This is a genomic window from Rhodococcus sp. 4CII (assembly GCF_014256275.1).
Classification (GTDB): Bacteria; Actinomycetota; Actinomycetes; order Mycobacteriales; family Mycobacteriaceae; genus Rhodococcus_F; species Rhodococcus_F wratislaviensis_A.
Genome location: NZ_JACCFE010000002.1, coordinates 4,585,266 through 4,610,190, shown reverse-complemented (window position 1 = coordinate 4,610,190; position 24,925 = coordinate 4,585,266). Strand labels below are relative to the sequence as shown.

Genomic DNA, 24,925 nt, shown 5'->3' with positions numbered 1-24,925 from the left:
CGTCGAGCGTGTCTTCCGGAGCCTCGGGAAACCGTGAGCAAATGATCACTATGCGTTCATCTGCTCAATACGCTAGCATCGAAGTGTGACCCACACAACACTCCCGTCGGATATCCCCAGGACGATGCGCGCCAGCGTGCTCGTCGAACCGGGCGCGATCGAGATCCGGGAACGCCCCGTGCCCACCCCCGGGCCCGGGGACGTTCTGATCCGGGTGGCGTCGGTGGGCGTCTGCGGATCGGACACGCACTACTACCGCGAGGGCCGGATCGGGGACTTCGTGGTCGATCAGCCGATCGTGCTGGGCCACGAGGCGTCGGGCACCGTCGTCGGCGTCGGCCCCGGAATCGATGCGCAGCGGATCGGGCAGCGCGTCTCCATCGAACCGCAGCGGCCCGACCCGGACTCCGACGAATCGCGTCGCGGCCTCTACAACCTGTGCCCGCACATGCAGTTCTATGCCACCCCGCCGATCGACGGGGCGCTCGCCGAGTACGTGACCATCGGCTCGGCGTTCGCCCACCCGATTCCGGACGAGATGTCCGAGGACGCGGCCGCGCTGTGCGAACCGCTGTCCGTCGCGATAGCCACCACCCGCAAGGCCGGCGTGACGGCCGGTTCCCGCGTCCTGATCGCCGGCGCGGGACCGATCGGGATCGCGACGGTGCAGACCGCGCTCGCGTTCGGTGCCACCGAGGTCTTCGTTTCGGATCTCGATCCGCGGCGGCGCGACGTCGCAACGAAATTCGGGGCCACCGCGGTGCTCGACCCGCGTGAGCAGGACGTCGCGGGACTTCACGTGGACGCGTTCGTCGACGCGTCCGGCGCTCCCGCCGCCGTCCTGGCCGGGATCCGGGCCGTCCGGCCCGCGGGATCCGTGGTGCTCGTGGGCATGGGCGCCGCCGAGATGACCCTGCCCGTCCAGACCATCCAGAACCGAGAGTTGTTGCTGACCGGGGTGTTCCGCTACGCCAACACCTGGCCGACGGCCATCGCGCTCGCACGGTCGGGGCGGGTCGACCTCGATGCGATGGTCACCGGAAGATTTCCGCTCTCCGAGGCGGAGCACGCACTGAACGCAGACCGGACGCCGGGCAGCCTCAAGGCCGTCGTGCGCGTCCAGGAATGAGGAAAGACCGATGCAACTGAGCGCGCACGCACTGCAGCAGTTGGACGACACCGTGCAGGTGCCGAATTACGATCGACGCGACATCACCGTCGGGGTAGTGCATTTCGGTGTAGGCGGCTTCCACCGCGCGCATCAGGCGATGTACGTCGACCGGCTGCTGCGACGCGGGGAGGCCCGAGAATGGGGGATCTGCGGTGTCGGGGTGCTGCCCGGGGACCGGCGCATGAAGGACGTCCTGGACGCGCAGGACGGCTTGTATACCCTTGCGCTGCGGCATTCCGACGGCACCTGGGACGTCAGCGTCATCGGGTCGATCGTCGACTATCTCTTCGCCCCCGACGACCCCGAAGCGGTCATCGAGAAGATCGCCGCGGAGACCACGAAGATCGTCTCGCTGACGATCACTGAGGGCGGCTACAACTTCACCCACGACACGGGCGAGTTCGACGCCGAGAACCCGGACGTCGTGCACGATCTCGCCGACGGCGCCGCTCCGCGGACCACGTTCGGACTCGTCGTCGAGGCACTGGCCCGGCGCCGGGCACGCGGGTTGCCGTCGCCGACCGTCATGTCCTGCGACAACATTCAGGGCAACGGCGACGTGGCGCGACGGATGTTCCTGGCGTACGCGGAGTTGAAGGACCCGGACCTCGCCGAGTGGATGCGCGCCGAGACGTCGTTCCCCAACTCGATGGTCGACCGCATCACTCCCGTCACCACACCCGAGGTGACGGACGCGCTGTCGTCGCGGTTCGGCATCGACGACCGGTGGCCGGTCGCCGCCGAACCGTTCACCTCGTGGGTGCTCGAGGATGCCTTCCCGCTCGGCCGTCCGGCGTTCGAGGAGGTGGGCGTGCAGGTGGTCGACGACGTCGCACCGTACGAGCTGATGAAACTGCGCCTGCTCAACGCGAGCCACCAGGGCCTCTGCTACTTCGGCTACCTGTCGGGATACCGTCTCGTGCACGACGTCGCGCAGGACCCACTGTTCGCCGACTTCCTGCTGGCGTATATGGACGACGAGGCCACCCCCACGTTGCGGCCGGTGCCGGGCGTCGACCTCGACGACTACAAGCGCACCCTCATCGAACGCTTCTCCAACCCCGAGATCCGCGATACCGTCGCCCGCCTGTGCGCCGAATCGTCCGACCGCATCCCGAAATGGCTGCTGCCGGTGATCCGCGAGAACCTGATCGCCGACCGGCCCATCCGGCTGTCGGCCGCGATCGTGGCCAGCTGGGCCCGGTATGCCGAGGGAGTCGACGAGGACGGCGAGCCCATCGACGTCGTCGACCAGTTGAAGGATTCGCTCGTGCCGATCGCACGCAGCCAGCACGAGAACCGCACCGCGTTCATCGAGAACCGATCGGTCTTCGGTGATCTGGCCGAGAACCCCCGCTTCGTCACCGCGTATCTCTGGGCGCTCGACTCGCTGCACGGCGTCGGCGCACGGAAGACACTCGAGGCTCTGCGTGAGAAGGTGCAGTCATGAGTCTGGTCATCGGTGAAGCCCTCATCGACATCGTCACGGCAAGCGCCGGCGCCACCACCGAATACGTCGGCGGCAGTCCCCTCAACGTCGCGGTCGGTCTCGGCCGCCTCGGCCGCCCGGTCGAGTTCGTCACCCGGATCGGCGACGACACGCGGGGCTGGTCGATCGTCCGGCACCTCGAGGAGTCGGGAGTGAGCCTCGCACCCGGCAGCGTCACCGCCGAGCGGACGGCGACGGCGCACGCCACCCTCGATTCCGCGGGCGCGGCCACCTACGAGTTCGACATCGAATGGGATCTCCCCTCCCCCAGCGGCGCGTCGGCCCCGACGCTGGTCCACACCGGTTCCATTGCCGCCGTGATGGAACCGGGATGCGACGTGGTCGCCGACATGCTCGATCGCCGCCGATCCTCCGCGACCCTCAGCTACGACCCCAACGTACGACCCGTCCTGATCACCGACAGGGAACGAGCCCTGCGGCGGATCGAACACCTGGTGACGATGTCGGACATCGTCAAGGTCAGCGACGAGGACCTCCGCTGGTACGACGGCGACCGGGATCCCGTCGACATCGCCCGCGACTGGCTGTCCCGCGGACCGGCGATGGTCGCGGTGACGCGGGGCGCCGAGGGCGCGTTCGCGGTCTGCGCTGCCGGACTCGTCGAGGTCGCGGCCCGGCCGGTCGAGGTGGTCGACACCGTCGGCGCGGGTGACGCATTCATGGCCGGACTCCTCGACGGGTTCTGGGCGCACGGGTTCCTCGGCGCCGAGAGCCGGGCGGCGCTGCACGCGATCGAACCGGACGAGTTACGCAACGTACTCGACAACGCCGTGCTCACGTCGGGACTCACGGTCGCGCGGGCCGGCGCCGACCTCCCCACCCGCGACACACTCGACCGCGCCGCCGGGGTCCGGCAATGACTCTCGTCGCCGGAATCGACTCGTCTACCCAGGCGTGCAAGGTGATCGTCTGTGACGCCGACACCGGTGAACTCGTCCGCGAGGGCCGGGCGTCGCACCCGGACGGCACCGAAGTCGACCCGCAGGCGTGGGCAACCGCACTCGACGGCGCCATCGCCGCGGCCGGCGGCCTCGACGACGTCGCGGCGGTGTCGGTGGGGGCGCAGCAGCACGGCATGGTCTGCCTCGACGACACCGGCACCGTGGTGCGTCCCGCCTTGCTGTGGAACGACACTCGCTCCGCCGAGGCCGCCGCGCAGTTGGTGGACGACCTCGGCGGGCCGGACGCGTGGGCGGACGCCGTGGGTGTGGTACCCCTGGCCGCGATCACCGTCAGCAAGCTGCGCTGGCTGGCCGATGCCGAACCGGCGAACGCCGACCGGACCTCCGCGGTGTGCCTGCCCCACGACTGGCTCGGCCGGCAGCTCACCGGCAGAACCGATCTCGACGCACTGGCCACCGACCGCGGCGACGCCAGCGGCACCGGATACTATTCCGCCGCAACCGATTCCTACCGTCCCGACCTGCTGTCGCTGGCGTTGCGCGGGCGCACCCCCACCGTGCCGCGGGTCGCCGCACCGGCCGAGCGGATCGGCGAAACCGAGTGGGGTGCAGTCGTCGGTCCCGGCACCGGCGACAATGCTGCTGCCGCACTGGCACTCGACGCGCGGGAAGGCGACGTCGTCGTCTCCGTGGGAACCTCGGGGGTGGTGTCCGCGGTGTCCGTGACACCCGCGAACGACCCGGGCGGATTCGTCGCCGGTTTCGCCGACGCCACCGGCCGCCAACTGCCCCTCGTGTGCACGCTCAACGCGGCCCGGGTACTCGACGCGACCGCCTCCCTGCTGGGCGTCGATCACGACGAGTTGTCGAGGCTGGCGCTGTCCGCACCGTCCGGCAGCGACGGCCTGGTGATGGTGCCGTATCTGGAGGGCGAGCGCACCCCGAACCGCCCGAACGCCACCGGCACCATCGCCGGACTGCGGCTGGCCAATTCGACCCCCGCCCACCTCGCCCGGGCTGCGGTCGAGGGACTGCTGTGCGGCCTGGCCGACGGCATCGACCACCTCACCGCCCAGGGCGTGTCGGTGCGGCGCATCCTCCTCGTCGGCGGCGGCGCCCGCTCCCGGGCACTGTGCGAACTCGCGCCGGCAATCTTCGGCGCCCCGGTCCTCGTGCCGCAACCGGCGGAGTACGTCGCGATCGGCGCCTGCAGGCAGGCAGCCTGGACCCTGGCCGGAACCCCCGAACCGCCCCGGTGGAGTCAGACGTCCACCCGGCGTTTCGAGGCCGATCCCGCACCCGGCGTCCGGGAGCGGTATGCGTCCGTGAGGCGCTGACGCGCCTGTGCGCCTTTCTGGTTGCTCCAGCTACCAAAAAGGCGCACGGGTGGTTACACCTTCACCAGCATCTTCCCGACGTTCGCACCCCGCATGAGCTGCAGAAACGCGTCGACCGAGTTTTCGATGCCGTCGACAACGGTCTCGTCGTGCACCACGTCGCCGGATGCGAGCCACGGTCCCATCTTGGCGGCGAATTCGGGAAACAGGTGTGTGTAGTTGCCGAGGGTGAAGCCCTGAAGGGTGAGCCCGCGGCTGATGATGTTCACCATGTTGTCCGGGCCCGGCGTGCGCTCGGTGGCGTTGTACGCGGAGATCGCGCCGCACAGTGCGGCCCGCCCGCCGGGACGCATGACGTCGAGAGCCGCCTCGAGGTGGTCGCCGCCGACGTTCTCGAAGTAGACGTCGATGCCGTCACCGGCGATCTCGCGCAACTGCTCGCGCACGGGTGCCTGCTTGTAGTCGAACGCGGCGCTGTACCCGTACTTCTCGGTGAGCAGCGCGACCTTTTCCGCGGACCCGGCGGAGCCGATGACGCGGGAGGCGCCCTCGAGTCGTGCGATCTGCCCAGCGGCGGTCCCCACCGCGCCCGCGGCTCCGGAGATGAAGACCGAGTCACCGGGCTTCAGGTGGGCGATGTGCACGAGGCCGACGTAGGCGGTGAGTCCGGTCAGGCCGAGAATCCCCAGGTAGGCCGAGATCGGCACTCCCGGAATCTCGTCGACCACGCGGAACGCCGAGGCGTCGCCCTGCGCGACGTCGCGCCACCCGAGGTCGTGAACGACGACCGAGCCGACCGGGTGGGTGGCTGCGGTGGATTCGACGACCCGGCCGACTGCACCACCGGTCATGGTCTCGCCCAGCGCGAACGGCGGGATGTACGACTTCACGTCGTTCATCCGACCGCGCATGTAGGGGTCGACGGACGTGAACTCGTTGGCCACGCGCACCTGATCGGGCCCGAGGTCGGGCAATTCGACGGTGACGGTGCGGAAATCGTCCTGGGTGGGCCAGCCCACCGGGCGGGTGATCAGCTGGATCTGGGTGCTGGAGGTCACGGTGTTCCTTTCGTTGCTTCTGCGGTCACAGCGCCAGTCCGAGCGCGAGGAGGACGATGGCGAGCAGCGGCAGCATTCCCTGGGTGATCGCCGCCCGGGCCTTGTCGGGCGAGGACAGCAGCAGGACGAGCGCGGCAAGCAGCATGGACCCCGCGCCGGCGAAGATCAGTGCCGCACCGACGGCGGTCGCGCCGATGATCACGGCCACGATGCCGACCGCCGTCACGATCGCCAGGAAGAGGTTGTAGAAGCCCTGGTTGAAGGCAAGTTCCTTGGTGGCGCCGGCCTCTTCGACGCTGGTCCCGAACGTCGCGCGAGTGCGCGGAGCGGTCCAGAGGACGGACTCGAGCACGAAGATGTAGACGTGGAGCGCACTGGCGAGTGCGGCAAGAACAAGACCTGCGGCAACCATACGAAACTCCTCCTCGTTCTGAACTGACCATTTCAATATATACTGAAATGGTCGTTTCACAACCATGAGTGAGGACCGTCATGCCGCGCACGCAGGATTTCGACACGGCCGAGGTGATCGGCCACGCCCGCGACCTGTTCTGGGACAAGGGCTTCGAAGCCACGTCGATACCCGAACTCGAACGCGTCACGGGATTGAATCGGTCGAGTCTGTACCACGCGTTCACCAGCAAACGCGGACTGTTCGACGCCGCCGTGCACGACTACCTCGACCGCGTGGTGCGCCCCCGCCTCCGCGTCCTGACCGACGAACCCACCCGTCCCGACGCGGCCGAGCGCTATTACCGCGGCCTCGCCGCCGCCCTCGCCGCCCTCCCCGACGACGCCCCCGGCCGCGGCTGCCTCCTCCTCAACAGCGCCGCCGGCTTCGCGGCACACGACGACACGCAACGGTCCGTCGTCGACGCGTACCAAAGTGAACTGTCCGCGGCACTCGCCCATGCACTCCGGGCCCAGGACCCGGACGCCTCCGCCGCCACCCTCCAGCACCGAACCCGGCTCCTGACATCCTTGTCCGTCAGCGCGCTCCTGCTGTCGCGGGTCAACCGCGACGAGGCCGTCGCCGTCGCGAACACAGCCATCGAGCAACTGCAGGAATGGCGGCGCTCCCCCTGACGTGAGCGGCAAACGTGTGCCCGGGACACATTGCCACTCACATGGCGGTGACCCAGTCGGCCATGACGTCGGCCAACGCTTCGGCGCCGCGGTTGCAGTCGTCCGCTTCGGCAAACTCGTCGGGCGAGTGGGACACACCGGTGGGGTTGCGGACGAACATCATCGCGGTGGGGACTTTCGCCGACAGGATGCCGGCGTCGTGTCCGGCGGCGGTGGGGAGGACGGGGATGTCCCCGAGGTGGGCGAGGGAGCGGCGCAACCGTTCCCGGGCGGAGTGCGGGAACTCGACGATCGGCGTCACCGATTCGGCGTCGACCTCGAGACCGACGCCGTCGGCCGCCGCGTAGGCCTGCGCCTCCGCGGTGATCTGCTGCACCAGCCTGGTCAGCGTGTCCTCGTCGGCGGCGCGAGCGTCGAGCCAGGCGCGCACCTCCGACGGAATCGCGTTGGCGCCGTTCGGAAGTACCCGAACCTTGCCGAACGTCGCGACCGCCTCGTGGAGCGTCGCCGCGGTTCGGGCGGTGTGCACGGACGACGCGAACGCGAGCATCGGGTCGCGACGATCGACGAGCCGGGTCGCGCCGGCATGGTTCGCCTCCCCGGAGAACACGAACTGCCACCGGCCGTGCGGCCAGATCGAGGAGGCGACAGCGATGGGACTGTCGATCAGGTCGAGGGCCCGCCCCTGCTCGACGTGCAGTTCGACGTACACCCCGACGCGATCGACGAGGTCGGGGTCCTCGCCGAGATGGTGCGGGTCGCGGCCGGCGCCGATCAGGGCCTCGCCCAGGCTGATGCCGTCGTTGTCCCGCAGCGCGAGTGCCCGTGCGGGTGTCACCGCACCGGTGGACAGTTGCGAGCCGACGCAGGCGACGCCGAACCGGGCGCCCTCCTCGTCGGAGAACGCGGCGACCGCCACCGGTCGCGTCGGCACGATCCCCCGCTCGCGGACCAGGTCGATGGCGGCGAACGCGGACACCACCCCGAGGGGTCCGTCGTAGGCGCCGCCGTCGGGTACCGAATCGAGGTGCGATCCGGTGACGAACGCGTCGCGGGGATCACCCGACCACCCCTCGGGCATCCACCACGCCCACAGGTTGCCGTTGCGGTCTTCCTCGACGCTCATCCCCCGCTGCCGGGCGCAGTCGCCGAACCATTCGCGCAGTGTCAGGTCGGCGTCGTTCCACGCGAATCGGCGGTATCCCCGTGTCGACTTGTGCTGTCCCACATCGAGGATGCTGGCCCACAGCGAATCGAAGGATGTCATGTTCTCGGTCCTCTATTCATAGTTCGGGCTGACAGGCGCTTCGCGCCCGTGCGCCTTTCTGGTTGTTCCAGCTACCAAAAAGGCGCACGGGCGGCGGAGCCGCCTACAGGGCGCCCGGAATCCAGGTGGTGCCGGCGAGGGGCACACGGGCCATGGCGGACGCCTCGACGGTGAGGGCGACGAGGTCCTCGGGTTCGAGGTTGCGCAGGTGCGACTTACCGCAGGCGCGGGCGAGGGTCTGCGCCTCCATGGTGAGCACCCGCAGGTAGTTGGCGAGGCGGCGGCCGGCCTCGACGGGGTCGAGGTTCTTCGACAGCTCCGGGTCCTGCGTGGTGATGCCGGCGGGGTCCTTGCCGGCCTGGAAGTCGTCGTAGAACCCGGCCGCGGAGCCGAGTGCCTCGTACTGCTTCGCGTAGCGGGGACTGTTGTCGCCCAACGCGATCAGGGCGGCGGTGCCGATCGCGACGGCATCCGCCCCGAGGGCCATTGCCTTGGCGACGTCCGCGCCGCTGCGGATGCCGCCCGACACGATGAGCTGCACCTTCCTGTGCACGCCCAGTTCCTGCAGCGCCTGGACCGCCTGCGGGATCGCGGCGAGGGTGGGGATGCCGACGTGCTCGATGAACACGTCCTGGGTGGCGGCGGTACCACCCTGCATTCCGTCGACCACCACGACGTCGGCACCTGCCTTCACGGCGAGCTTGACGTCATAGTAGGTACGGGTGGCGCCGACCTTGATGTAGATCGGCTTCTCCCAGTTGGTGATCTCGCGCAGTTCGATGATCTTGATGGCGAGGTCGTCGGGTCCGGTCCAGTCGGGGTGCCTGCACGCGGACCGCTGGTCGACGCCCATGGGCAGGGTGCGCATCCCGGCGACGCGTTCGGTGATCTTCTGTCCGAGCAGCATTCCGCCGCCGCCGGGCTTGGCGCCCTGGCCGAGGACGATCTCGATGGCGTCGGCCTTGCGCAGATCGTCCGGGTTCATCCCGTACCGCGACGGAAGGTATTGGTAGACCAGGTTCTTCGACTGCCCACGCTCCTCCGGGGTCATGCCGCCGTCACCGGTGGTGGTGGACGTACCGACCTCGCTGGCGCCGCGGCCGAGGGCCTCCTTCGCCTGCCCGGACAGCGCCCCGAAACTCATGCCTGCGATGGTGATCGGGATGTCGAGGTGCAGCGGGAACTTCGCGTTGCGGTCACCGAGCACGACGTCGGTGTCGCACCTCTCGCGATAGCCCTCGAGCGGGTACCGCGACATCGACGCCCCGAGGAACAGCAGGTCGTCGAAGTGGGGCAGCTTCCGCTTGGCACCCCACCCGCGGATGTCGTAGATGCCGGTCTCGGCGGCCCGCTGGATCTCGGAGATGACGCCGCGGTCGAACGTCGCCGATTCGCGCAGGGCCGGGTTCGGGGTGTTCATGATGGTTCTCCTAGTACGCGCTGGCGTTGTCGACGTGGAAGTTGTAGAGCTGGCGGGCGGAGCCGTAGCGGGTGAACTCGGACGGGTCGGCGTCGAAACCGGCGGCGTCGAGCAGTTCCCGCAGTTCGGTCAGGTGCTCCTCACGCATGTCCTTCTTGATGCAGTCGGCGCCGAGGGACGCGACGGTGCCGCGGACGTAGATCCGGGCCTCGTACAGCGAGTCGCCGAGCGCCTCGCCGGCGTCGCCGAGGACGACGAGTCGGCCGGCCTGACCCATGAACGCGGACATGTGCCCGATGTTGCCGCCGACGACGATGTCGACGCCCTTCATCGAGATCCCGCACCGGGCGGCGGCGTTGCCGTCGATGACGAGGAGTCCGCCGTGGGCGGTGGCACCCGCGGACTGGGACGCATCGCCCTTGACGTGCACCGTGCCCGACATCATGTTCTCGGCGACACCGACGCCGGCGTTGCCGGTGACGGTCACCGTGGCCTGCTGGTTCATGCCGGCGCAGTAGTAGCCGACGTGCCCCGCGATGGTGACGTCGATGTCCGAATCGAGGCCGCAGGCGAGCGCGTGCGCCCCCTGGGGTCCGGTGACCGTGACCGCCTTCGGCGCCTCGGGCGAGGAGAGACGCTCGTTGACGGCCCGGGTGCTCGACGTCGCGAAATCGAGGACGGTTGCTTCTGTGGTGGCTACCGGTGCCATACGTACACCTCTTCCGGTTCGGGCTCGAAGATTCGGGCGTTGTCGACGCCGGGCAGGTTCGCCAGGGCGCGGTATTCGGAGGCCATCGCGACCCACTGGTCGGTCTCGGCGATGACGGCGGGCTTGCAGGAGATGGCGTCCCGGACCACGGCGAACGAGTCGGCGGTCGACACGAGGAGGGTGTAGAAGCCGTCGAACGTCTCGTTGAGCATCAGCAGCGCCTTTTCCAGGTCGACGCCCTCGGCGAGCTGTTTGGCGACGAAACGTGCCCCGACCTCGGTGTCGTTGGCGCTGTCGAACACGACGCCGTCGCGTTCGAGCTGATGCTTGATGGTCATGTGGTTCGAGAACGACCCGTTGTGCACCAGGCACTCGTCGGGACCGACGGAGAACGGGTGCGACCCCTCGGCGGTCACGGCGGACTCGGTGGCCATCCGGGTGTGGGCGACACCCTGCCAGCCGCTCGCCGACGGAAGACCGAACCGGTGCGCCAGGTCGATGGGGTTTCCGACGCCCTTGAGGACGGTCAAGTCGTCGCCGAATCCGATGACCCGTGCCGACGGCACCACGCTGCGGACGGCCGCTGCGAGATCCTCCGCACCGACGACGCCGTGCAGGACCGTCGTCGGAGACAGGTCGATGCCGGTGACGGTGGTATCGAGCGACGCGGACAGCGTCGCGGCGAGTTCCGCTGCGGGGATGGGGCAGTCGAGCAGCGAGACCGTGGACTCGCCGACCGGGGACCACGTCGTGTCACCGTAGATTGCCATGCCTGCGGAATCGGGTCCGCGGTCGCACATCTGCCCGAGCATGTCGGTGAGCAGGGCGCCGAGTTGTGGGTAGAGGGACGGCTCACGCAGGTGAAGTCCGACGATTCCACACATGGATGTCTCCTTTCGGGAGGTCTGTCAGAACGCTGTCAGGTAGTGGTCGAGCTCCCAGGAGGAGACGGTGTTGTGCCAGGCGAAGAACTCCTCGCGCTTGAGTTTCGCGAAGTACTCGGCGACGCCGGGGCCGGCGACGTCGAGGGCGCCCGTCACGATGGGATCGGATTCCAGTGCATCCATCGCGTGTAGCAGCGTCATCGGCAGCATGTCGCTGGGACTGTCGCCGGACCCGGGGGTGCCGGGGTCCAGATTCCGGGCGATGCCGTCCAGTCCGGCGGCGACGGCGGTGGCCGCGGCGAGGTACGGGTTGGCTGAACCGTCCCCGCCGCGCAGTTCCACCCGGTTCTTGTCCGGCACCCGCAGATAGTGGGTGCGGTCGTTGCCACCGTAGGTGGCGTATCGCGGCGACCAGGTGGCACCACTGCTCGTCGAAGTGGCACCGGTTCGCTTGTAGGAGTTGACGGTCGGGGCGATGACGCCCTGCAACGCGCAGGCGTGCTCGAGAATTCCCGCGATGAACGCGTACGCGGTCGGCGACAGCCCCAGCCCCTTGGGGTCGTCACCGTCCGGGAACACCGAACCGTCCTCGTTCCACAACGACAGGTGCAGATGCATGCCCGACCCGGTGCGGTCGGAGAAGGGCTTGGGCATGAACGTGGCCTTCATCCCGCGCTTCTCGGCGATCACCGACAACAGGTACCGGGCCGTGATCACCCGGTCGGCGGTGGTCATCGCGTCGGCGTAGTCGAAGTTCTGCTCGAACTGCCCGTTGCCGTCCTCGTGGTCGTTGGCGTAGTTGCCCCACCCGAGCGCGTTCATCGCCGCGGACACCTCGGTCAGGTGGTCGTACATCCGGGTGACGTCGCGGGCGTCGTAACACGGCTGCCGGCTGACGTCGGCGGTGTCGGCGGTGGTGAGTTGCCCGTCTCCGGTGCGGTGGACGAGGAAGTATTCGATCTCCGCGCCGACGTTGACGGACAGTCCGAGATCGGACGCCTTCTTCAGCGTCTCCTTCAGGATCACCCGCGGCGCATACGGCCAGGGCTTGCCCTCCACGTGCGGATCGCAGTGCACGATCGCGAGCCCGGGCTTCACGAACGGGATCGGGGTGAACGACGAGACATCGGGCACGGCAACGAGATCGGAGTCCTTGGGCTCCTGACCCATGTGTCCCGCCGCGTAGCCGGCGAAGCCGACGCCGTCGTTCTGCAGCTGCTCGACGGCCTCGATCGGGACGAGTTTCGCGCACGGCTTGCCCGACAACGTGACGAACAGGGCGAGGATGAAGGTGGTTCCGGTGGCCCGGGCCACCTCGGACAAGGTTTGCGGCGGGGATGTCACGATGTTCTGCGCGGTGAACGCGTCAGCTGTGTCGACAGCCATGGTGAGCTCCTGAACTGGTGGTCTACGGGTGAGGTGGGGTGTGGGTCAGCGCATTTCGCCGGCACCCTCGTAGGGGTGCAGGCTGAAGAGGAGGTCGCCCTCCTCGAAGCGCGAGTAGCGGAAGTCCGACGGCTCCACATTCGGGAGGGTGGTCGTGCCGTCGTCCAGCAGCATGTCGGCGACCAGACGCCCGACTGCCGGGGAGATCTTGAACCCGTGACCGGAGAACCCGGTGGCCAGGAACAGACCGTCCACCGGGGCCGGTCCGATGATCGGGTTGTAGTCGGGAGTGACGTCGTACGCGCCGACGTAGCTCGAGGTGATCCGCGGGTCGGGCATGTCGGGCAGGCGGTTGCCGAGCTTGCCGATGTTCTTCTCGATGGTGCTGTCGTCCGCGCGGTTGCTGTACTTGTCGGGGTCGATGTATTCGGGGGCGGCGTGGTCGCTGTTGCCGACGAGCAGTTCGCCGTTGGGTTCGCGGCAGATGTACTGCAGTCCGGCGAGGTCCGACAGCACCGGCACCTCCGGGGTGGGAACTCCCTGGTCGATCAGGACGAGTTGCGCCCGTTGCGCTTTCACCGGGATGTCGACACCGACACCGGCACCGAGTTCGGGCGCCCAGGGTCCGGTCGCGAGGATCACGTGCTCGGCGTGCACCTCGTCGCCGTTCTCCAGGGTCAGCCCATAGACGCGGCCGTCCGCGCTCTGCAGCAGCGACGTCACCGGCGTGCTCTGGCGGATCTTCACGCCCAGCTTGCGGGCGGACGCACCGAACGCCATGCCGGCCATGTACGCCTCGCCGCGGCCTCCGAGCGGCTCGTACGCGAAGGCGGCGAAGTCGTCGAGGTGCAGACCCGGCCACAGTTCGGCCATCTTGTCGTGGCCGATGTAGTCGACGTCGATGCCGAGGCCTTGCATCATCGCGACGTTCGCCTTCAGCGGGTCGATGTTGTTCTCACCGACCCCGACGACGTACCCGCACTGGCGGAACGCCATGTCGTCGCCGAAGATCTGGGCGGCGCGGGTGAAGATGTCGACGCCGTACCACGACATCGCCGCCAGCGACGGAGTGCCGTAGTGGCACCGGACCACGCCGCTGGACTTGCCGGTCATGCCCGAGCACAAGGTGCCACGCTCGAGGACCAGGACGTCGGTCTCTCCGCGGTCCGCGAGCGACCACGCGATGGCGAGACCTTCGAGTCCCCCACCGACGATCACGAACTTTGCTGTCTGTGTCACGTTGCTTCCTTCATTCGGGCGCTGGCGGCTTGCATAGCGGTTCGTTTCACCTCATGAATCGCTGTTGTTCACTATGAAACAGTTCTTCTATGTCCAACGCGTTACGGCAATGTTGTTGATGGATCACCAATTCACGATGGACAGTGGTCTTTTCGCCCTTGATTGGCACACTGATCTGCGCATTTACCGGATCGACCGATTGATTTACGCCGCGGAAATATGGGTTGTGGTTTCCTGTTGCTACCTCATGTTTCACAACACGGGGCCCACTCATTCGCACTCCGACGCTCATCACCGCGTCTCCAGGGAGAACCCATGACCACGACCGACAAGCCCACCGTCGCCGCGTTCCGCGTCACCGCCGGATTCCACGAGAACCTGCCGCAGATGCCGGTCTCGGAGTACCCGGGCACCGAGGGATACATCGACGACGTCTACTCCAACCCCGACGGATCGGAGATGTCAGCCGGTTACTTCGAACTCCGTCGCACGGACGCCCCGCTCGACTACTACTACGCATACGACGAGATGAAGGTCGTCCTCGAGGGCGAGTTCACCCTGGAAAACCTCGACACCGGCCAGGTCGAGGTTGCGAGGGCGAAGGACGCGATCTTCTTCCCCAAGGGGTCGCGTATCCGCTTCACCACCCCCGACCGCGCACTGGCCTACTTCGTCGGCCACCGCTCCTTCGCGCCCTGATCTGCGATGGCGGTCTCGATGCGGTCGACGAGCGTCCCCCGGTGGCGATCCGATTATCAGGCCGTCGACGACCTGGCGGCCGGCACTCGCGTTACCCGCTACGCGCTCGTCTCGGACAGCTCGGTCAGCGCCCAGGCGCTGCGCGAGCTGACCGAACTGGTCGCCCCCGTACCGACTCTCACGTCGACCGTCGAAAACGTGGAAGGGTCCGGACTCGACGACCTGTTGTGCGAGGCGCGCATCGGATGGCGATTCGTCGTCGCTGGTTCCGAGCGGACGGTGGCGGCAGTGCGCTCCCGCCTGATCTCCGGGGGCGCGCTGCCCGCGGAGATCGCCGCCGTGATCGGTGCCCCCGACACCCCGGTGCGCGACGTGTTCTGCGGGCACTGCCACACGACGTCGCCGAACGTCCCGGTGGCCGTCGGCGGGACGACGCCGTGTGCGGGGTGTTCCGAGGAGCTCACCGTCTACTACCACTTCTCCCGACGCCACAGCGCGTACCTGGGATACCGAGCCGACGCGGAGGAACTTCCATGACCCTGACGCTCGAAACGGTTGCGGGCGAGAGCGTTAGCAGTGGCCTGGTCCTCACGGTTCGTGAGGCGCGGACGCTGTGCGCGGGCATCCGCCACGTCGTCCTCGCGGACCCGGCCGGCCGCGCGCTGCCGTCGTTCACCCCGGGCAGTCACGTCGCTGTCGACTGGGCCGAGGGCAGACGCAATTCCTACTCGCTGACGGGGCCGTCGATCGAGCCGGACCACTATGCGATCTCGGTCCGGCTCGACGAGAACGGGCACGGCGGTTCACGCTGGATCCACAACCTCCAGCCGGGGCAGACCGTCCGCGTCAGCCGCCCGCGCAGCGCGTTCGCGCCGGTGCTCAACGCCCGGCACCACCTGTTGGTCGCGGGCGGAATCGGTGTCACCCCGATCCTGTCGCACGTCCGGGCCGCCCTCGAATGGGGCCGCTCGTTCGAGGTGTTCTATTCCTTCCGCGACCGGCAGGGGGCGCACGTCGACGAACTGGCGGCGCTGTGCGGCGACCGCCTCGTCACCGTCTCGACGCCCGACGCACTGCGCGAGACCCTGGTTCCCACACTGGCGGACCAACCACTCGGCACCCACGTCTACACCTGCGGTCCGGCGCCGATGATCGCCGCGGTGGCGGACTGGGCCCGCGACTGCGGCTGGCCCCCGGGCCGGGTGCACTCGGAGGCGTTCGGGTCGGGTCCGCTCCCCGACGGCGCCCCGTTCGCCGCCACGCTCGGGCGCACCGGCATGATCGTCCCGGTCCCGTCGGGAACCAGTCTGCTCGAGGCATTGCTGGACAAGGGAATCAACGTTCCGAACCTGTGCCGCCAGGGGGTGTGCGGCGAATGCCGGCTGTCGGTGCGCGGTGGCCGGATCGAACACCGCGACATGTTCCTCACCGAAGACGAGAAGGCGTCCGGAGACTCGATCATGCCGTGCGTCTCGCGGGCCGTCGGAGACCGATTGGAGCTGGACCTGTGACATCGACCGACTCACGCGCCGACCACATCGCGCGCTTCCCGTTCCCCTTCTCTAGAGACCAGTACCGCTACAGCACCAACGTCGAACCGGCCGGGAACCCCACCGACACCCTCGCCGGCAGTTGGGGCGCCACCCGCATCGCCATCGACTCCCACTACCAACGCGAGCTGGCCGAGCGCGAACGGATCCTGGCCGGCGACCCGTCGCGACACCAATGCCTGCCCCACATGGTTCCCGCCGCATGGGACGCGATGCTCACACTGATGCGCACCCTCGCCGCCGAATACCCCGGAACCATGACCCTCGAACACCGCGGCGACACCTGGTTCTGGAAGAACGACCTACTCGGAATCGAGCACAGCTTCACGTTCGGCGACCCCGCCACGTTGCCGGCGCCGCCGCTGGTCTACATCTGCAGCCAGATCCAGGAAGACGTCGTACTGCTCGATCAGCGCGAGGGCGAACTGTGGGGCGACGCCGGGCTGGTGACGTTCGCAGCCGACTGGTCCTTCGGGTTCGACGTGGGCATGACCTTCCTCGAGATCCACGGCCCCGTCCCGCGCATCCACAGCGAGAAGATCATCACGCGCGCACACAATTTCCTGATGCGCCTCGAACCCGGCCAGAGTTACCGGCGCACCAACTGGACGCTGACCGTCGACGGCAAACTCGACACCTCGACCGAAACCTATCCCCGGTGGGGGAAGGACCGGCGCACCCTCGCCGAGGGCCCCCTCGACGACGTCGGGGACCGGCTGTTCCTGAGAACCGAAGTCCAGCATCTGATCCGGCTCGCCCACACCGGCTCCGTCATGTTCCTGATCCGGTCGTACCTGCTGTCGTTCCGGGATGTCGCGTCCGTTCCGGAGTGGGGTGAGCGGCTGTACAAGGTCCTCGAGGACCTGCCCGTGGACATGGCCGAATACAAGGGCATCAGCCGCACCCGGGAGCCCGGGATGCGATGGCTCGCCGCCCACGGGAACGTCGAGCCGTGACGCTCGCCGACAGGCGGCCGCGGCGTGCGGCGCCCCCGACCGATCAGGGCCTCGACCTCGTCCGCGCAACGGTCGCCGTGATCGCCCGCGACGGGTTGCGCGGTCTGACGGTCCGGGCCGTCGCCCGCGAGGCCGGCGTCTCAGAGGAGGCCGTGCTGTGCAGCGTCGGGTCGGCGGACGCCCTCCTCGACGCCGCGCTCCGCTACGCACTGGACAAGAGCGCCGGCGTCTTCGCCGACCTCGCCGCCGGGTCCTCACTCGACAACTTCGTCGAGCACCTCACCGACCTCGTCGCCCGCGACCCGGACCTCCAGGTGTTCCAGTACGAACTGATGCTCGAATCCCGGCGAACCCCGCGCCTCGACCCGCACGTGAAACTGTTGTACGCCACGTACATCGAGGCGACGTCCCAGGCCCTGACCCGGCTGGGCATCACCGCCGACGACGACCTGACCCTGCTGGTCTACTCCGCGATCGAGGGTTTCATCATGCACCAACTCATCGCCAAGGACCGTCCCGCGACAGAGCGCGCCATCGAGCGCCTGCGCCGGATCCTGTCGACTGCGAGGTAATTCCGCCCACGTGAGCGGCAATGTGTGTCCCGGGACGCATTGCCACTCACTTGCGTTCGAGGGTCCGGTAACCAGCAGCTGGCCGGACTGAACCGGCGCCCGCAGCACCCCTGATCAAACCGGCAACCCGCACTCGAGACGACACACTACAAACCGCGGAAGAACAGGGCGGGGTGATGCACCGTGCATCACCCGACGCGGCACCAGGTAAGCGTGGCTGTCGGTGCCCACGACACGATCCTCACATCGCCGCCGACCCTCAGGTGAGTGGCAATGTGCGCCCCCGCACGCATTGCCACTCACATGGGGGTCGTGGGAGCGCTTGCCTTCCGTCGTGCGACGAACCCAGTCCGGGCAACAATGTTATCCAGATGGTCAAGTTCACCGAGACCGAGCATGTCGATACCGCATTTCTGACCAGCAGGTTCTCACAATAAGAATTCATGTCCACTGCGAGTGGACACTCTGGGGTCTATGCAAACCGAATCACACCCATTACTGTGCATCCGTACAGGTGACGTGGAGCACAGCCTATCGGAGACATTCCGAGCCACGGTTGCCTTCGGCCTGCCCGACATCTCCCGAAAATCGAAAGGGCGAAAGCCATGACACAGCACGACACCGACGTCATCGTCGTCGGCGGAGGGTTCGCGGGCGTCACCGCGGCGCGAGAACTCACCCAGCAGGGCGCCGCGGTGATCCTCCTCGAGGCGCGCGATCGTCTCGGCGGGCGAACGTGGACACGCGAGAGTGCCCTGGGAAAGTCCCTGGATTTCGGCGGCACGTGGGTGCACTGGACGCAGCCGCACGTCTGGGCGGAGGTCGGCCGGTACGACCTGCCCCTGATCAGCAGTCCCGTCGCCGAACAAGCGCTGTGGAAGGTCGGCGACGAGATCCGTCACGGGTCACCCGACGTCATGTTCGACCTCCTCGACACAGGGATGACGACGGTGCTCGACGGATCAGCGCAGTTGCTGCCCAACCCTTTCCACTTCCGGCCGGTGAGCGACGAACTGAAAGCGCTCGACCACATCACGGTTGCGGAGAAGATCGCAGAGCTGAATCTGGACGACGAACAACATGCCCTGGTCGAGGGCATGTGGGCGCTGAACTTCAGCGGCAGGCCAGAGGTATCCGCCTACACGCAGGGCCTGAGGTGGTGTGCGCTGACGGGCGGCAACTGGCATCTCCTGTTCGAAGCCTGCGCCACCTTCAAGCTGGCCGGCGGCACCAAAGCCCTGCTCGACGCCATCGCCGCTCAGTCCACCGCAGACGTCCGCCTCGGCGCACGCGTGCAGCGAATCGAGCAGGATGCGGACGGCGCCACCGTCACCCTCACCGACGGCCGGACATTCACCGCCCGGGAGGTGGTCGTCACCCTGCCGCTGAACGTCCTGAACACGATCGACTTCGCACCCGCGCTTCCCGCCGACATCCGCTCGGTCGCCGACGAGGGTCAGGCGTCGACCGGCTGCAAGGTGTGGGTGCGCGTCCGGGGCGACGTCGGCAAGGTCGCCGGTCTGGGTCCCAGCACGTGCGCGCTGAACTTCTTCCAGTACGAGTACGACATCGACGGGGACAGCCTCGTCGTCGCCTTCGGCTGCGACGCGACGCGCATCGACGTCACGGACCGCGGCGCCGTCGAAATCGCTTTGCGCGAATGGATTCCCGAAATCGAGGTGGTCGCGGTCGACGGCCACGACTGGGTTACCGACGACCTGTCGCAGCAGACCTGGGCCATGCTGCGGCCCAACCAACTCGTCGCGGTGCAGAACGCGGCGTCGGAACCGCACGGGCGGGTCCGCCTCGCCGGCAGCGACTACGCCGAGGGATGGGCCGGGTTCATCGACGGCGCCATCGAGAGCGGCAAGACCGCCGCGGCCCGAATTCTGCAGTCGCTCCGCTGATCACCCACCCCACCGAAGACGAAGGAACCATCACCATGTCGTACTGCGCCGAACTCGTCACCTTCACCTTGACGTCGGATGCGGAGGAATACTGCCGCCTCCGCAAGGCCGCCATCACCGAAGTCAAGGCCGCCCACCCGAAATTGCTGGCCGTGCCGTTCTGCGCGCAGCGGTCGGACGGAACGTGGGTCGACCTGTGGATCTACGAAACCCGGGAAGCGGCGGACGCCGCGAATGCGGACGCCGCCAACCTCCCCGAGTTCCTGAAGATGTTCGCCCTCCTCGAGGACGTCGAGATCGAGGTCACCGAGTTCCCCGAGTCCGCCGTCAGCCCGATCGCCTGATCACCCGCCCGAGGAGAACAGTCATGAACGAGACAGCGTCGCCGGCGCCGGATCATCAACTACACAAAACTCTGCGGTGGTATCACGGGTTCATGCTCGCGCTGCCGATCGCCTCGGGGCTCTTCGTCTCGGTGGGGTACGTCATCGGATCGATCGGAGCAATCCCCGCGGCGGTGATCTGTGTGGTCCTGTCCGTCGTCGCACTTCTGCAGAACACCTTGTTCTCGGAGATGGCGGCAATGTTCCCGGACAAGGCCGGCGGCGTCGCGACCTTCGCGACCGAGGCCTGGAAACGGTACTTCGCCCCACTCGGACCCCTCGCCGCATTCGGCTACTGGTGCGGGTGGTCACTGGTGCTCTCCCTCGTCGGACTCACGATCGGGTCTCTCGTCCAGGCGCAGTGGTTCCCGGACGCCACCTGGACCCTGTTCTCGCTCGCCGGGGTCGATTTCGGCCTACCCCATGTCATCTCCGCGATCACGATCGTGCTGTGCACGGCACTCAACGTCGCCGGAATCACGGTCGCGGTGAAGTTCAACCAGGTGATCGGTGCCGCGTTCATCGTCGTGCTCGCCGCGCTCGCGGTCGGCCCGTTCGTTTCCGGCGAATGGCACTCCGTCAACCTCACGTCCCATGTGGACGGCGGCTGGAAGACGTTCGTGGTGTGGTTGTACGTGTCGGCGTGGGCGATCTACGGCAGCGAACTGTGCGCCGTCTTCGCGCCCGAATACAAGGACACCAGCCGTGACACCTCTCGCGCCCTCACGTCGATCGCACTGTTCATGGTCGGCGTCTACACCGTCGTCCCGATCGCGACCACGGGCCAGCTCGGCGAGGGCGTCATCGCCGAGAACCCGATCACGTACGGTGTCGCCAGCATCGGGCAAATCTCCGGTGGCCTGTCCGGGATCATCACCGCCGTCCTCTGCGGCGCACTGTTCCTCAGCATGATCTCCTCGTCCGCGGACGCCGGTCGCGCCCTTTTCGGCATCGCCGCCGAGGGCATGTCCGTGACCCAACTCGATCAGCTCAACCGCAACGGTGTCCCCAGCCGCGCACTGTGGATCACCATGACCGTCAACCTGCTGATCCTGGTCTTCATCGGCAACCCCGTCGCCATTCTCATCGCCAGCAATCTCGGGTACATCCTGGCGATCACCCTCGCCGTGATCGGGTTTCTGCTCCTCCGCAAGGACCGCCCGCACTGGCCGCGTCCCATCCGGCTCTCGAAGGGCTGGATCCCGGTTGCTGCAGTGGTCGCGGTACTCAACACCTTCATGCTCGTCGTCGGAGTCCTCAACCCCGGCCTCAGCCATGCCGGTGGGCCGAAGGAAGTTCTGCTGGGTATCGCACTCCTGCTGGTCGGCGTCGCACTCTTCCTCTACCGCAGAAAGATTCAGGACCGGGCACCGCTGACGTGGCGGGACACCTCCGGGAATGAGACGTCAGCGCGCCGATGCGAGGAACTGCCGCAGTTTCGCGAGTGAGGCCTCGGTCCGCGCCGAGTTCCCCATAGCCAATTGCTGAAACACCAACCCGTCGAGGGCGGCGAACACCAGGTGGGTCAAGGCATCATCCCTCGTGATTCCGACCCGCTCGAGAGCGTCCGCGGTGGCGTCGCGATAGGCCGCGTAGAGATTCTCCACGAGCGGCGCGAGTTCCGGGTTGCGCCGGGACTCCAGGATCAGCTCGTATTGGAAGGCCTGCAGATCGGGTTCACGCGAGACCAGTTCCGCGAGGTGACTGACGAAGTCGTCCAGGCTGGATCCCTCGGTCACGTCGGTGAGCACTTCTGCGCTCGAATCGAGCGTGTACCGCAACGCCTCTTCGATGAGGGCGTCTCGACTGCCGAAATGATGGGCGACGAGACCGTGCGCGACACCTGCTTCGCGGGCGACGGCGCGATAGGTGAAATTGCGGAGACCGCCCCGTGCGACCAGCGTGATCGTGGCGTCGATCAGGGCCTGTCGTTTGCTGCCGTGCGCCGGGGCAGGTCGGGTGACGGTGTCGGGGTCCACGCACACCATCTTCGCATCGCCGCGGTCCGCCGACCACGACACCCGCAGGTGAGTGGCAATGTGTGCCCCGGCACGCGCTGCCACTCACGTGCGGTCGAGGATCTCGGTGACCACGACAGCCGCCGGTCCCGACAGGTGCACCGACCCCCGCTCGACGAGGAGGCAGTCGCCGGGACCGACGGGCCCGAGGTCCGTCGCCAGTCGTCCGTGCAGGACCAGGACCAGGACTGCCACCCGATCGCCGGCGGCCACCTCATGAGCGATCCCGATCTCGACGACGTCCACCGAGGCGGCGGTCGTGGACCGGTCGATCATGACGTTGAACGCCTCGGTTGCCCCGGATGCGGCACAGACGGGACCGTTCTCACCCGCGAACGGCGTCGGGCTGAGGCGGGGAATCACGGTCGGCGCGCCGCCGAAGTCGAGCATGACCGGGTGGTCGCCGATCACCGTGAAGATGCGGTCCACCCCGGGGAACGAGGAGAAGGCCGACCTCCCGTCGAGTGTCGCGACACTGACCCGCCACCGGGTGGCGGCACCGGTTGCGATCTCCGCGGTCGTCCCCGCACCGTTGGCCCACCGGGTGGTGTGGCGATCTGCACGACGGATGATGCGGGCCTCACGCACTGTGTACACACATTCTCCTCAGCGAAATCGTTCACTGTCACGATACGTTGTCCATTCTGGACGAGCCCAGTCGCGGGCTCGGATCCGTAACGCATTCGTCACGCAGCGCACTATTCTCGAAATCTCCCCTTTGGTTCACTGTGGATAGACATTGATTCCCAACGGCGGACACTGCGAGTGCCCCGCCATCCTCGATCAAGGTGGACGACAATGAACGAAGCAGTCGCTGCGGCCGATACCGCCTGGATTCTGGCGGCCTTCACGGCAGTAAGCCTCATGGTGCCGGGCCTGGCCATGTTCTACGGCGGGATGGTCAGCGTGCGCAACACGCTCAACATGGCCATGATGACGTTCGGCGCGTTCGCCGTCGTCGGGGTGTTGTGGATCGTGTTCGGCTACTCGGCCGTGCTCGGCAATTCACTCGGCGGCCTCGGCATCCTGGGTGACCCGCTCGAGTTCTTCGGCTCCAGCTCGGTGCTGGAGGCCCCGGCCGAACCCGGACTGCCGCCCGCGCTGGTCTCCGGATTCCAGCTGTTGTTCGCCGGCATCACCGTGGCACTCATCTCGGGCGCGCTGGCCGACCGGATGAAGTTCGGTGCATGGATGCTGTTCGCCGGACTGTGGGCGACGTTCGTCTACTTCCCCGTCGCCCACTGGGTGTTCGCATTCGACTCCGAGGACGGCTCGGTGATCGGCGGATGGATCGCCAACACCCTCGGTGCCATCGACTTCGCCGGCGGCACGGCAGTGCACATCAATGCCGGCGTCGCCGCCCTCGCTGTCGTCCTGGTTCTCGGCGCCCGCAAGACCTTCCCCGTCGCGCCGCGCCCGCACAGCCTCCCCCTGACGATGCTCGGCGCCGGCATCCTGCTCTTCGGCTGGTTCGGGTTCAACGGTGGTTCGGCGCTGTCCGCCGGCAACAGTGCGTCCGTCGTCATCCTCAACACCGTCGCCGCGGCGTGCGCCGGCATCTGCGCGTGGCTGGTGGTCGAGAAACTGCGTGAAGGTCATGCCACGTCGTTGGGCGCCGCGTCGGGTCTCATCGCGGCGCTGGTCGCCATCACACCCGCCTGCGGTGCCGTCTCACCCCTCGGCGCCCTGGCCGTCGGCGCCGCCGCGGGCGCGGTCTGCTGCTTCGCGGTCTCCTGGAAGTACCGGCTCGGCTACGACGACGCGCTCGACGTCGTCGGCGTGCACCTGGTCGGCGGCATCCTCGGCACCGTACTGATCGGATTCCTCGCAGATCCGGCCGCTCCCAACGGCGCCGCGGGGCTCCTCTACGGCGGCGGATTCGACGTCCTGTGGCGCCAATGCGTCGCCGTGGCAGCCGTTCTCGCGTACTGCTTCGTCGTCACCCTGGTCATCGTTCTCGCGCTGAAGAAGTTCATGGGCATCCGGGCCGACCAGGAAAGCGAATACGACGGCCTCGACGTGTCCGTCCACGGCGAGACGGCGTACGTGCTCGACGCCGTCGGACTCACCGGCGCATCCAAGCACGGAGCCGATGCGGTGCTCGGCGCAGAAGCCATCGCGGCCGGAGCGGCGGGAGACCCCGCGAAGGCCTGAGCGCCAACTGACATCGACACCCCGCCCGCGGACTCCGTGGGCGGGGTGTCGCCGACTAGGTCAGGCTCTGAGCCAGGCTACGTAGTCTGTCGCTGTAGTTGTTCGGCTGGGCGGACAGGAACTGACTCAGCACGATTCGGTCGAATTCCGCCATCGCGGCCGAATCGGCAGTGATCGCTGTATGATTCGCGACTTCGTGTTCGAGCAGTTCCACCGCCTCACGCCACCCGCACACAGCGGGGCTTGCGAGTTCCATCTGCGGCGCGAATTGGAGGGGTTGATCGAGTGGACTCCCGAGAATTTCCTGCACGTGCTCCTCGAGGGTTCGGCGCGCCAGTCGGATGATCAGCTGCGACTGCCCTTCGTGCCACTCCATGGTCGCGGGGCGTCCCGGCGACAGTATCGACGCGACCGTCATGGTCGAGTCGAACTCTTCTGCGCCAGACGTAATTCGGGCCGTTCCCGACAGCGGGATCTGAACGACGTAGAAGTCGCCGAGATCATCCGCATTCATCCGCGCATCGGTGCCGTAATCGAAATAGTAGAGACCGATCGCGCCCGCGGTGGCCAGGTGGACCGGCTCGGCGGGATCGAAGGGCAGCGCCGCTTTTCCGCCGGACGCTATCTGAACTGTCGCCAACATTGCTACCACGACCTTTCGAACCACCCGCCACTCTACGCCCGGCACACGGCATGGAGGAAGGACGAAATCGCGGT

The 24,925-nt window shown here is 67.6% G+C and carries 25 protein-coding genes; 14 read left to right on the top strand and 11 right to left on the bottom strand.

Going from position 1 to position 24,925, the window contains the following annotated elements; all coding sequences use genetic code 11:
• Positions 1 to 124 precede the first annotated feature (124 nt).
• The 4 genes from H0B43_RS22035 to H0B43_RS22020 are packed head-to-tail and all read left to right on the top strand — an operon-like array spanning position 125 to position 4,920.
• Entirely contained in the window at positions 125 to 1,129 is a 1,005-nt protein-coding gene (locus H0B43_RS22035; protein WP_185729848.1) for an NAD(P)-dependent alcohol dehydrogenase, read from the top strand.
• A gap of 10 nt (positions 1,130 to 1,139) precedes the next feature.
• Positions 1,140 to 2,621: a mannitol dehydrogenase family protein gene (locus tag H0B43_RS22030; protein ID WP_185726004.1), complete on the top strand. Its 1,482-nt coding sequence runs from the start codon at positions 1,140 to 1,142 to the stop codon at positions 2,619 to 2,621.
• Entirely contained in the window at positions 2,618 to 3,541 is a 924-nt protein-coding gene (locus tag H0B43_RS22025) for a carbohydrate kinase (RefSeq protein ID WP_185726005.1), read from the top strand. Before H0B43_RS22030 ends, H0B43_RS22025 begins: the two co-directional genes overlap by 4 nt.
• Entirely contained in the window at positions 3,538 to 4,920 is a 1,383-nt protein-coding gene (locus tag H0B43_RS22020; RefSeq protein WP_185726006.1) for an FGGY-family carbohydrate kinase, read from the top strand. The genes H0B43_RS22025 and H0B43_RS22020 overlap by 4 nt, the downstream gene beginning before the upstream one ends.
• Before the next feature lie 53 nt (positions 4,921 to 4,973).
• Here H0B43_RS22020 and H0B43_RS22015 read toward each other — a convergent pair whose 3' ends face one another.
• Together H0B43_RS22015 and H0B43_RS22010 are read right to left on the bottom strand one after the other, a co-directional pair.
• Positions 4,974 to 5,978, bottom strand: a complete 1,005-nt coding sequence (locus H0B43_RS22015) for an NADP-dependent oxidoreductase (RefSeq protein WP_185726007.1) — start codon at positions 5,976 to 5,978, stop codon at positions 4,974 to 4,976.
• Between the two features lie 25 nt (positions 5,979 to 6,003).
• Entirely contained in the window at positions 6,004 to 6,390 is a 387-nt protein-coding gene (locus H0B43_RS22010) for a DUF1304 domain-containing protein (RefSeq protein ID WP_185726008.1), read from the bottom strand.
• Between the two features lie 80 nt (positions 6,391 to 6,470).
• On the opposite strand from H0B43_RS22010, the gene H0B43_RS22005 reads away from it, so the two are divergent.
• Positions 6,471 to 7,064, top strand: coding sequence for a TetR/AcrR family transcriptional regulator (locus tag H0B43_RS22005; RefSeq protein ID WP_185726009.1), 594 nt, complete (start codon positions 6,471 to 6,473; stop codon positions 7,062 to 7,064).
• A gap of 37 nt (positions 7,065 to 7,101) precedes the next feature.
• Here H0B43_RS22005 and H0B43_RS22000 read toward each other — a convergent pair whose 3' ends face one another.
• From H0B43_RS22000 to H0B43_RS21975, 6 genes are all read right to left on the bottom strand, one after another.
• Positions 7,102 to 8,331 carry an allantoate amidohydrolase gene (locus H0B43_RS22000; protein ID WP_185726010.1) on the bottom strand — a complete coding sequence of 410 codons (1,230 nt, stop codon included), beginning with the start codon at positions 8,329 to 8,331 and terminating at the stop codon, positions 7,102 to 7,104.
• 103 nt (positions 8,332 to 8,434) lie between these two features.
• The gene (locus H0B43_RS21995) at positions 8,435 to 9,751 is read right to left on the bottom strand and encodes an FMN-binding glutamate synthase family protein (RefSeq protein WP_185726011.1); all 1,317 of its coding nucleotides are present in this window, start codon (positions 9,749 to 9,751) and stop codon (positions 8,435 to 8,437) included.
• Between the two features lie 10 nt (positions 9,752 to 9,761).
• Positions 9,762 to 10,460 (bottom strand): protein glxC, encoded by a 699-nt coding sequence (locus tag H0B43_RS21990; protein WP_185726012.1) that lies wholly within the window; start codon positions 10,458 to 10,460, stop codon positions 9,762 to 9,764.
• Complete coding sequence (locus H0B43_RS21985) at positions 10,448 to 11,344, bottom strand: glutamine amidotransferase family protein (RefSeq protein WP_185726013.1); 897 nt, start codon at positions 11,342 to 11,344, stop codon at positions 10,448 to 10,450. Before H0B43_RS21985 ends, H0B43_RS21990 begins: the two co-directional genes overlap by 13 nt.
• 24 nt (positions 11,345 to 11,368) lie before the next feature.
• Complete coding sequence (gene glnT, locus H0B43_RS21980) at positions 11,369 to 12,730, bottom strand: type III glutamate--ammonia ligase (protein WP_185726014.1); 1,362 nt, start codon at positions 12,728 to 12,730, stop codon at positions 11,369 to 11,371.
• Positions 12,731 to 12,775: 45 nt separating this feature from the next.
• A complete protein-coding gene (locus tag H0B43_RS21975) occupies positions 12,776 to 13,969 on the bottom strand; it encodes an FAD-binding oxidoreductase (protein ID WP_185726015.1) in 1,194 nt (397 codons plus the stop codon).
• A 315-nt stretch (positions 13,970 to 14,284) separates the two neighbouring features.
• Here H0B43_RS21975 and H0B43_RS21970 point away from each other — a divergent pair, with 315 nt between their 5' ends.
• The 8 genes from H0B43_RS21970 to H0B43_RS21935 all read left to right on the top strand — a co-directional run bounded on the left by H0B43_RS21970 (position 14,285) and on the right by H0B43_RS21935 (position 21,484).
• A complete protein-coding gene (locus tag H0B43_RS21970; protein WP_185726016.1) occupies positions 14,285 to 14,668 on the top strand; it encodes an ethanolamine utilization protein in 384 nt (127 codons plus the stop codon).
• An 18-nt stretch (positions 14,669 to 14,686) separates the two neighbouring features.
• Positions 14,687 to 15,205 (top strand): dimethylamine monooxygenase subunit DmmA family protein, encoded by a 519-nt coding sequence (locus tag H0B43_RS21965; protein ID WP_252189737.1) that lies wholly within the window; start codon positions 14,687 to 14,689, stop codon positions 15,203 to 15,205.
• Entirely contained in the window at positions 15,202 to 16,179 is a 978-nt protein-coding gene (locus tag H0B43_RS21960; protein WP_185726018.1) for a PDR/VanB family oxidoreductase, read from the top strand. The genes H0B43_RS21965 and H0B43_RS21960 overlap by 4 nt, the downstream gene beginning before the upstream one ends.
• Positions 16,176 to 17,174: a DUF3445 domain-containing protein gene (locus tag H0B43_RS21955; protein ID WP_185726019.1), complete on the top strand. Its 999-nt coding sequence runs from the start codon at positions 16,176 to 16,178 to the stop codon at positions 17,172 to 17,174. Before H0B43_RS21960 ends, H0B43_RS21955 begins: the two co-directional genes overlap by 4 nt.
• Positions 17,171 to 17,746 carry a TetR family transcriptional regulator gene (locus H0B43_RS21950; protein WP_185726020.1) on the top strand — a complete coding sequence of 192 codons (576 nt, stop codon included), beginning with the start codon at positions 17,171 to 17,173 and terminating at the stop codon, positions 17,744 to 17,746. Before H0B43_RS21955 ends, H0B43_RS21950 begins: the two co-directional genes overlap by 4 nt.
• A 533-nt stretch (positions 17,747 to 18,279) precedes the next feature.
• A complete protein-coding gene (locus H0B43_RS21945; RefSeq protein ID WP_397517547.1) occupies positions 18,280 to 19,653 on the top strand; it encodes a flavin monoamine oxidase family protein in 1,374 nt (457 codons plus the stop codon).
• 35 nt (positions 19,654 to 19,688) lie between these two features.
• Positions 19,689 to 19,997: a hypothetical protein gene (locus tag H0B43_RS21940; protein WP_185726022.1), complete on the top strand. Its 309-nt coding sequence runs from the start codon at positions 19,689 to 19,691 to the stop codon at positions 19,995 to 19,997.
• Between the two features lie 23 nt (positions 19,998 to 20,020).
• Positions 20,021 to 21,484 (top strand): APC family permease, encoded by a 1,464-nt coding sequence (locus H0B43_RS21935; protein WP_185726023.1) that lies wholly within the window; start codon positions 20,021 to 20,023, stop codon positions 21,482 to 21,484.
• On the opposite strand, the gene H0B43_RS21930 is transcribed toward H0B43_RS21935, so the two are convergent.
• Positions 21,443 to 22,024, bottom strand: coding sequence for a TetR/AcrR family transcriptional regulator (locus H0B43_RS21930; RefSeq protein WP_185729849.1), 582 nt, complete (start codon positions 22,022 to 22,024; stop codon positions 21,443 to 21,445). The genes H0B43_RS21935 and H0B43_RS21930 overlap by 42 nt on opposite strands.
• A 75-nt stretch (positions 22,025 to 22,099) precedes the next feature.
• Positions 22,100 to 22,651, bottom strand: coding sequence for a HutD family protein (locus H0B43_RS21925; protein ID WP_185726024.1), 552 nt, complete (start codon positions 22,649 to 22,651; stop codon positions 22,100 to 22,102).
• A 201-nt stretch (positions 22,652 to 22,852) separates the two neighbouring features.
• Between H0B43_RS21925 and H0B43_RS21920 the strand changes: the two genes are divergently transcribed.
• Positions 22,853 to 24,208, top strand: coding sequence for an ammonium transporter (locus H0B43_RS21920; protein ID WP_185726025.1), 1,356 nt, complete (start codon positions 22,853 to 22,855; stop codon positions 24,206 to 24,208).
• Positions 24,209 to 24,263: 55 nt separating this feature from the next.
• On the opposite strand, the gene H0B43_RS21915 is transcribed toward H0B43_RS21920, so the two are convergent.
• Entirely contained in the window at positions 24,264 to 24,851 is a 588-nt protein-coding gene (locus H0B43_RS21915; RefSeq protein WP_185726026.1) for a transcriptional regulator, read from the bottom strand.
• Between the last annotated feature and the right edge of the window lie 74 nt (positions 24,852 to 24,925).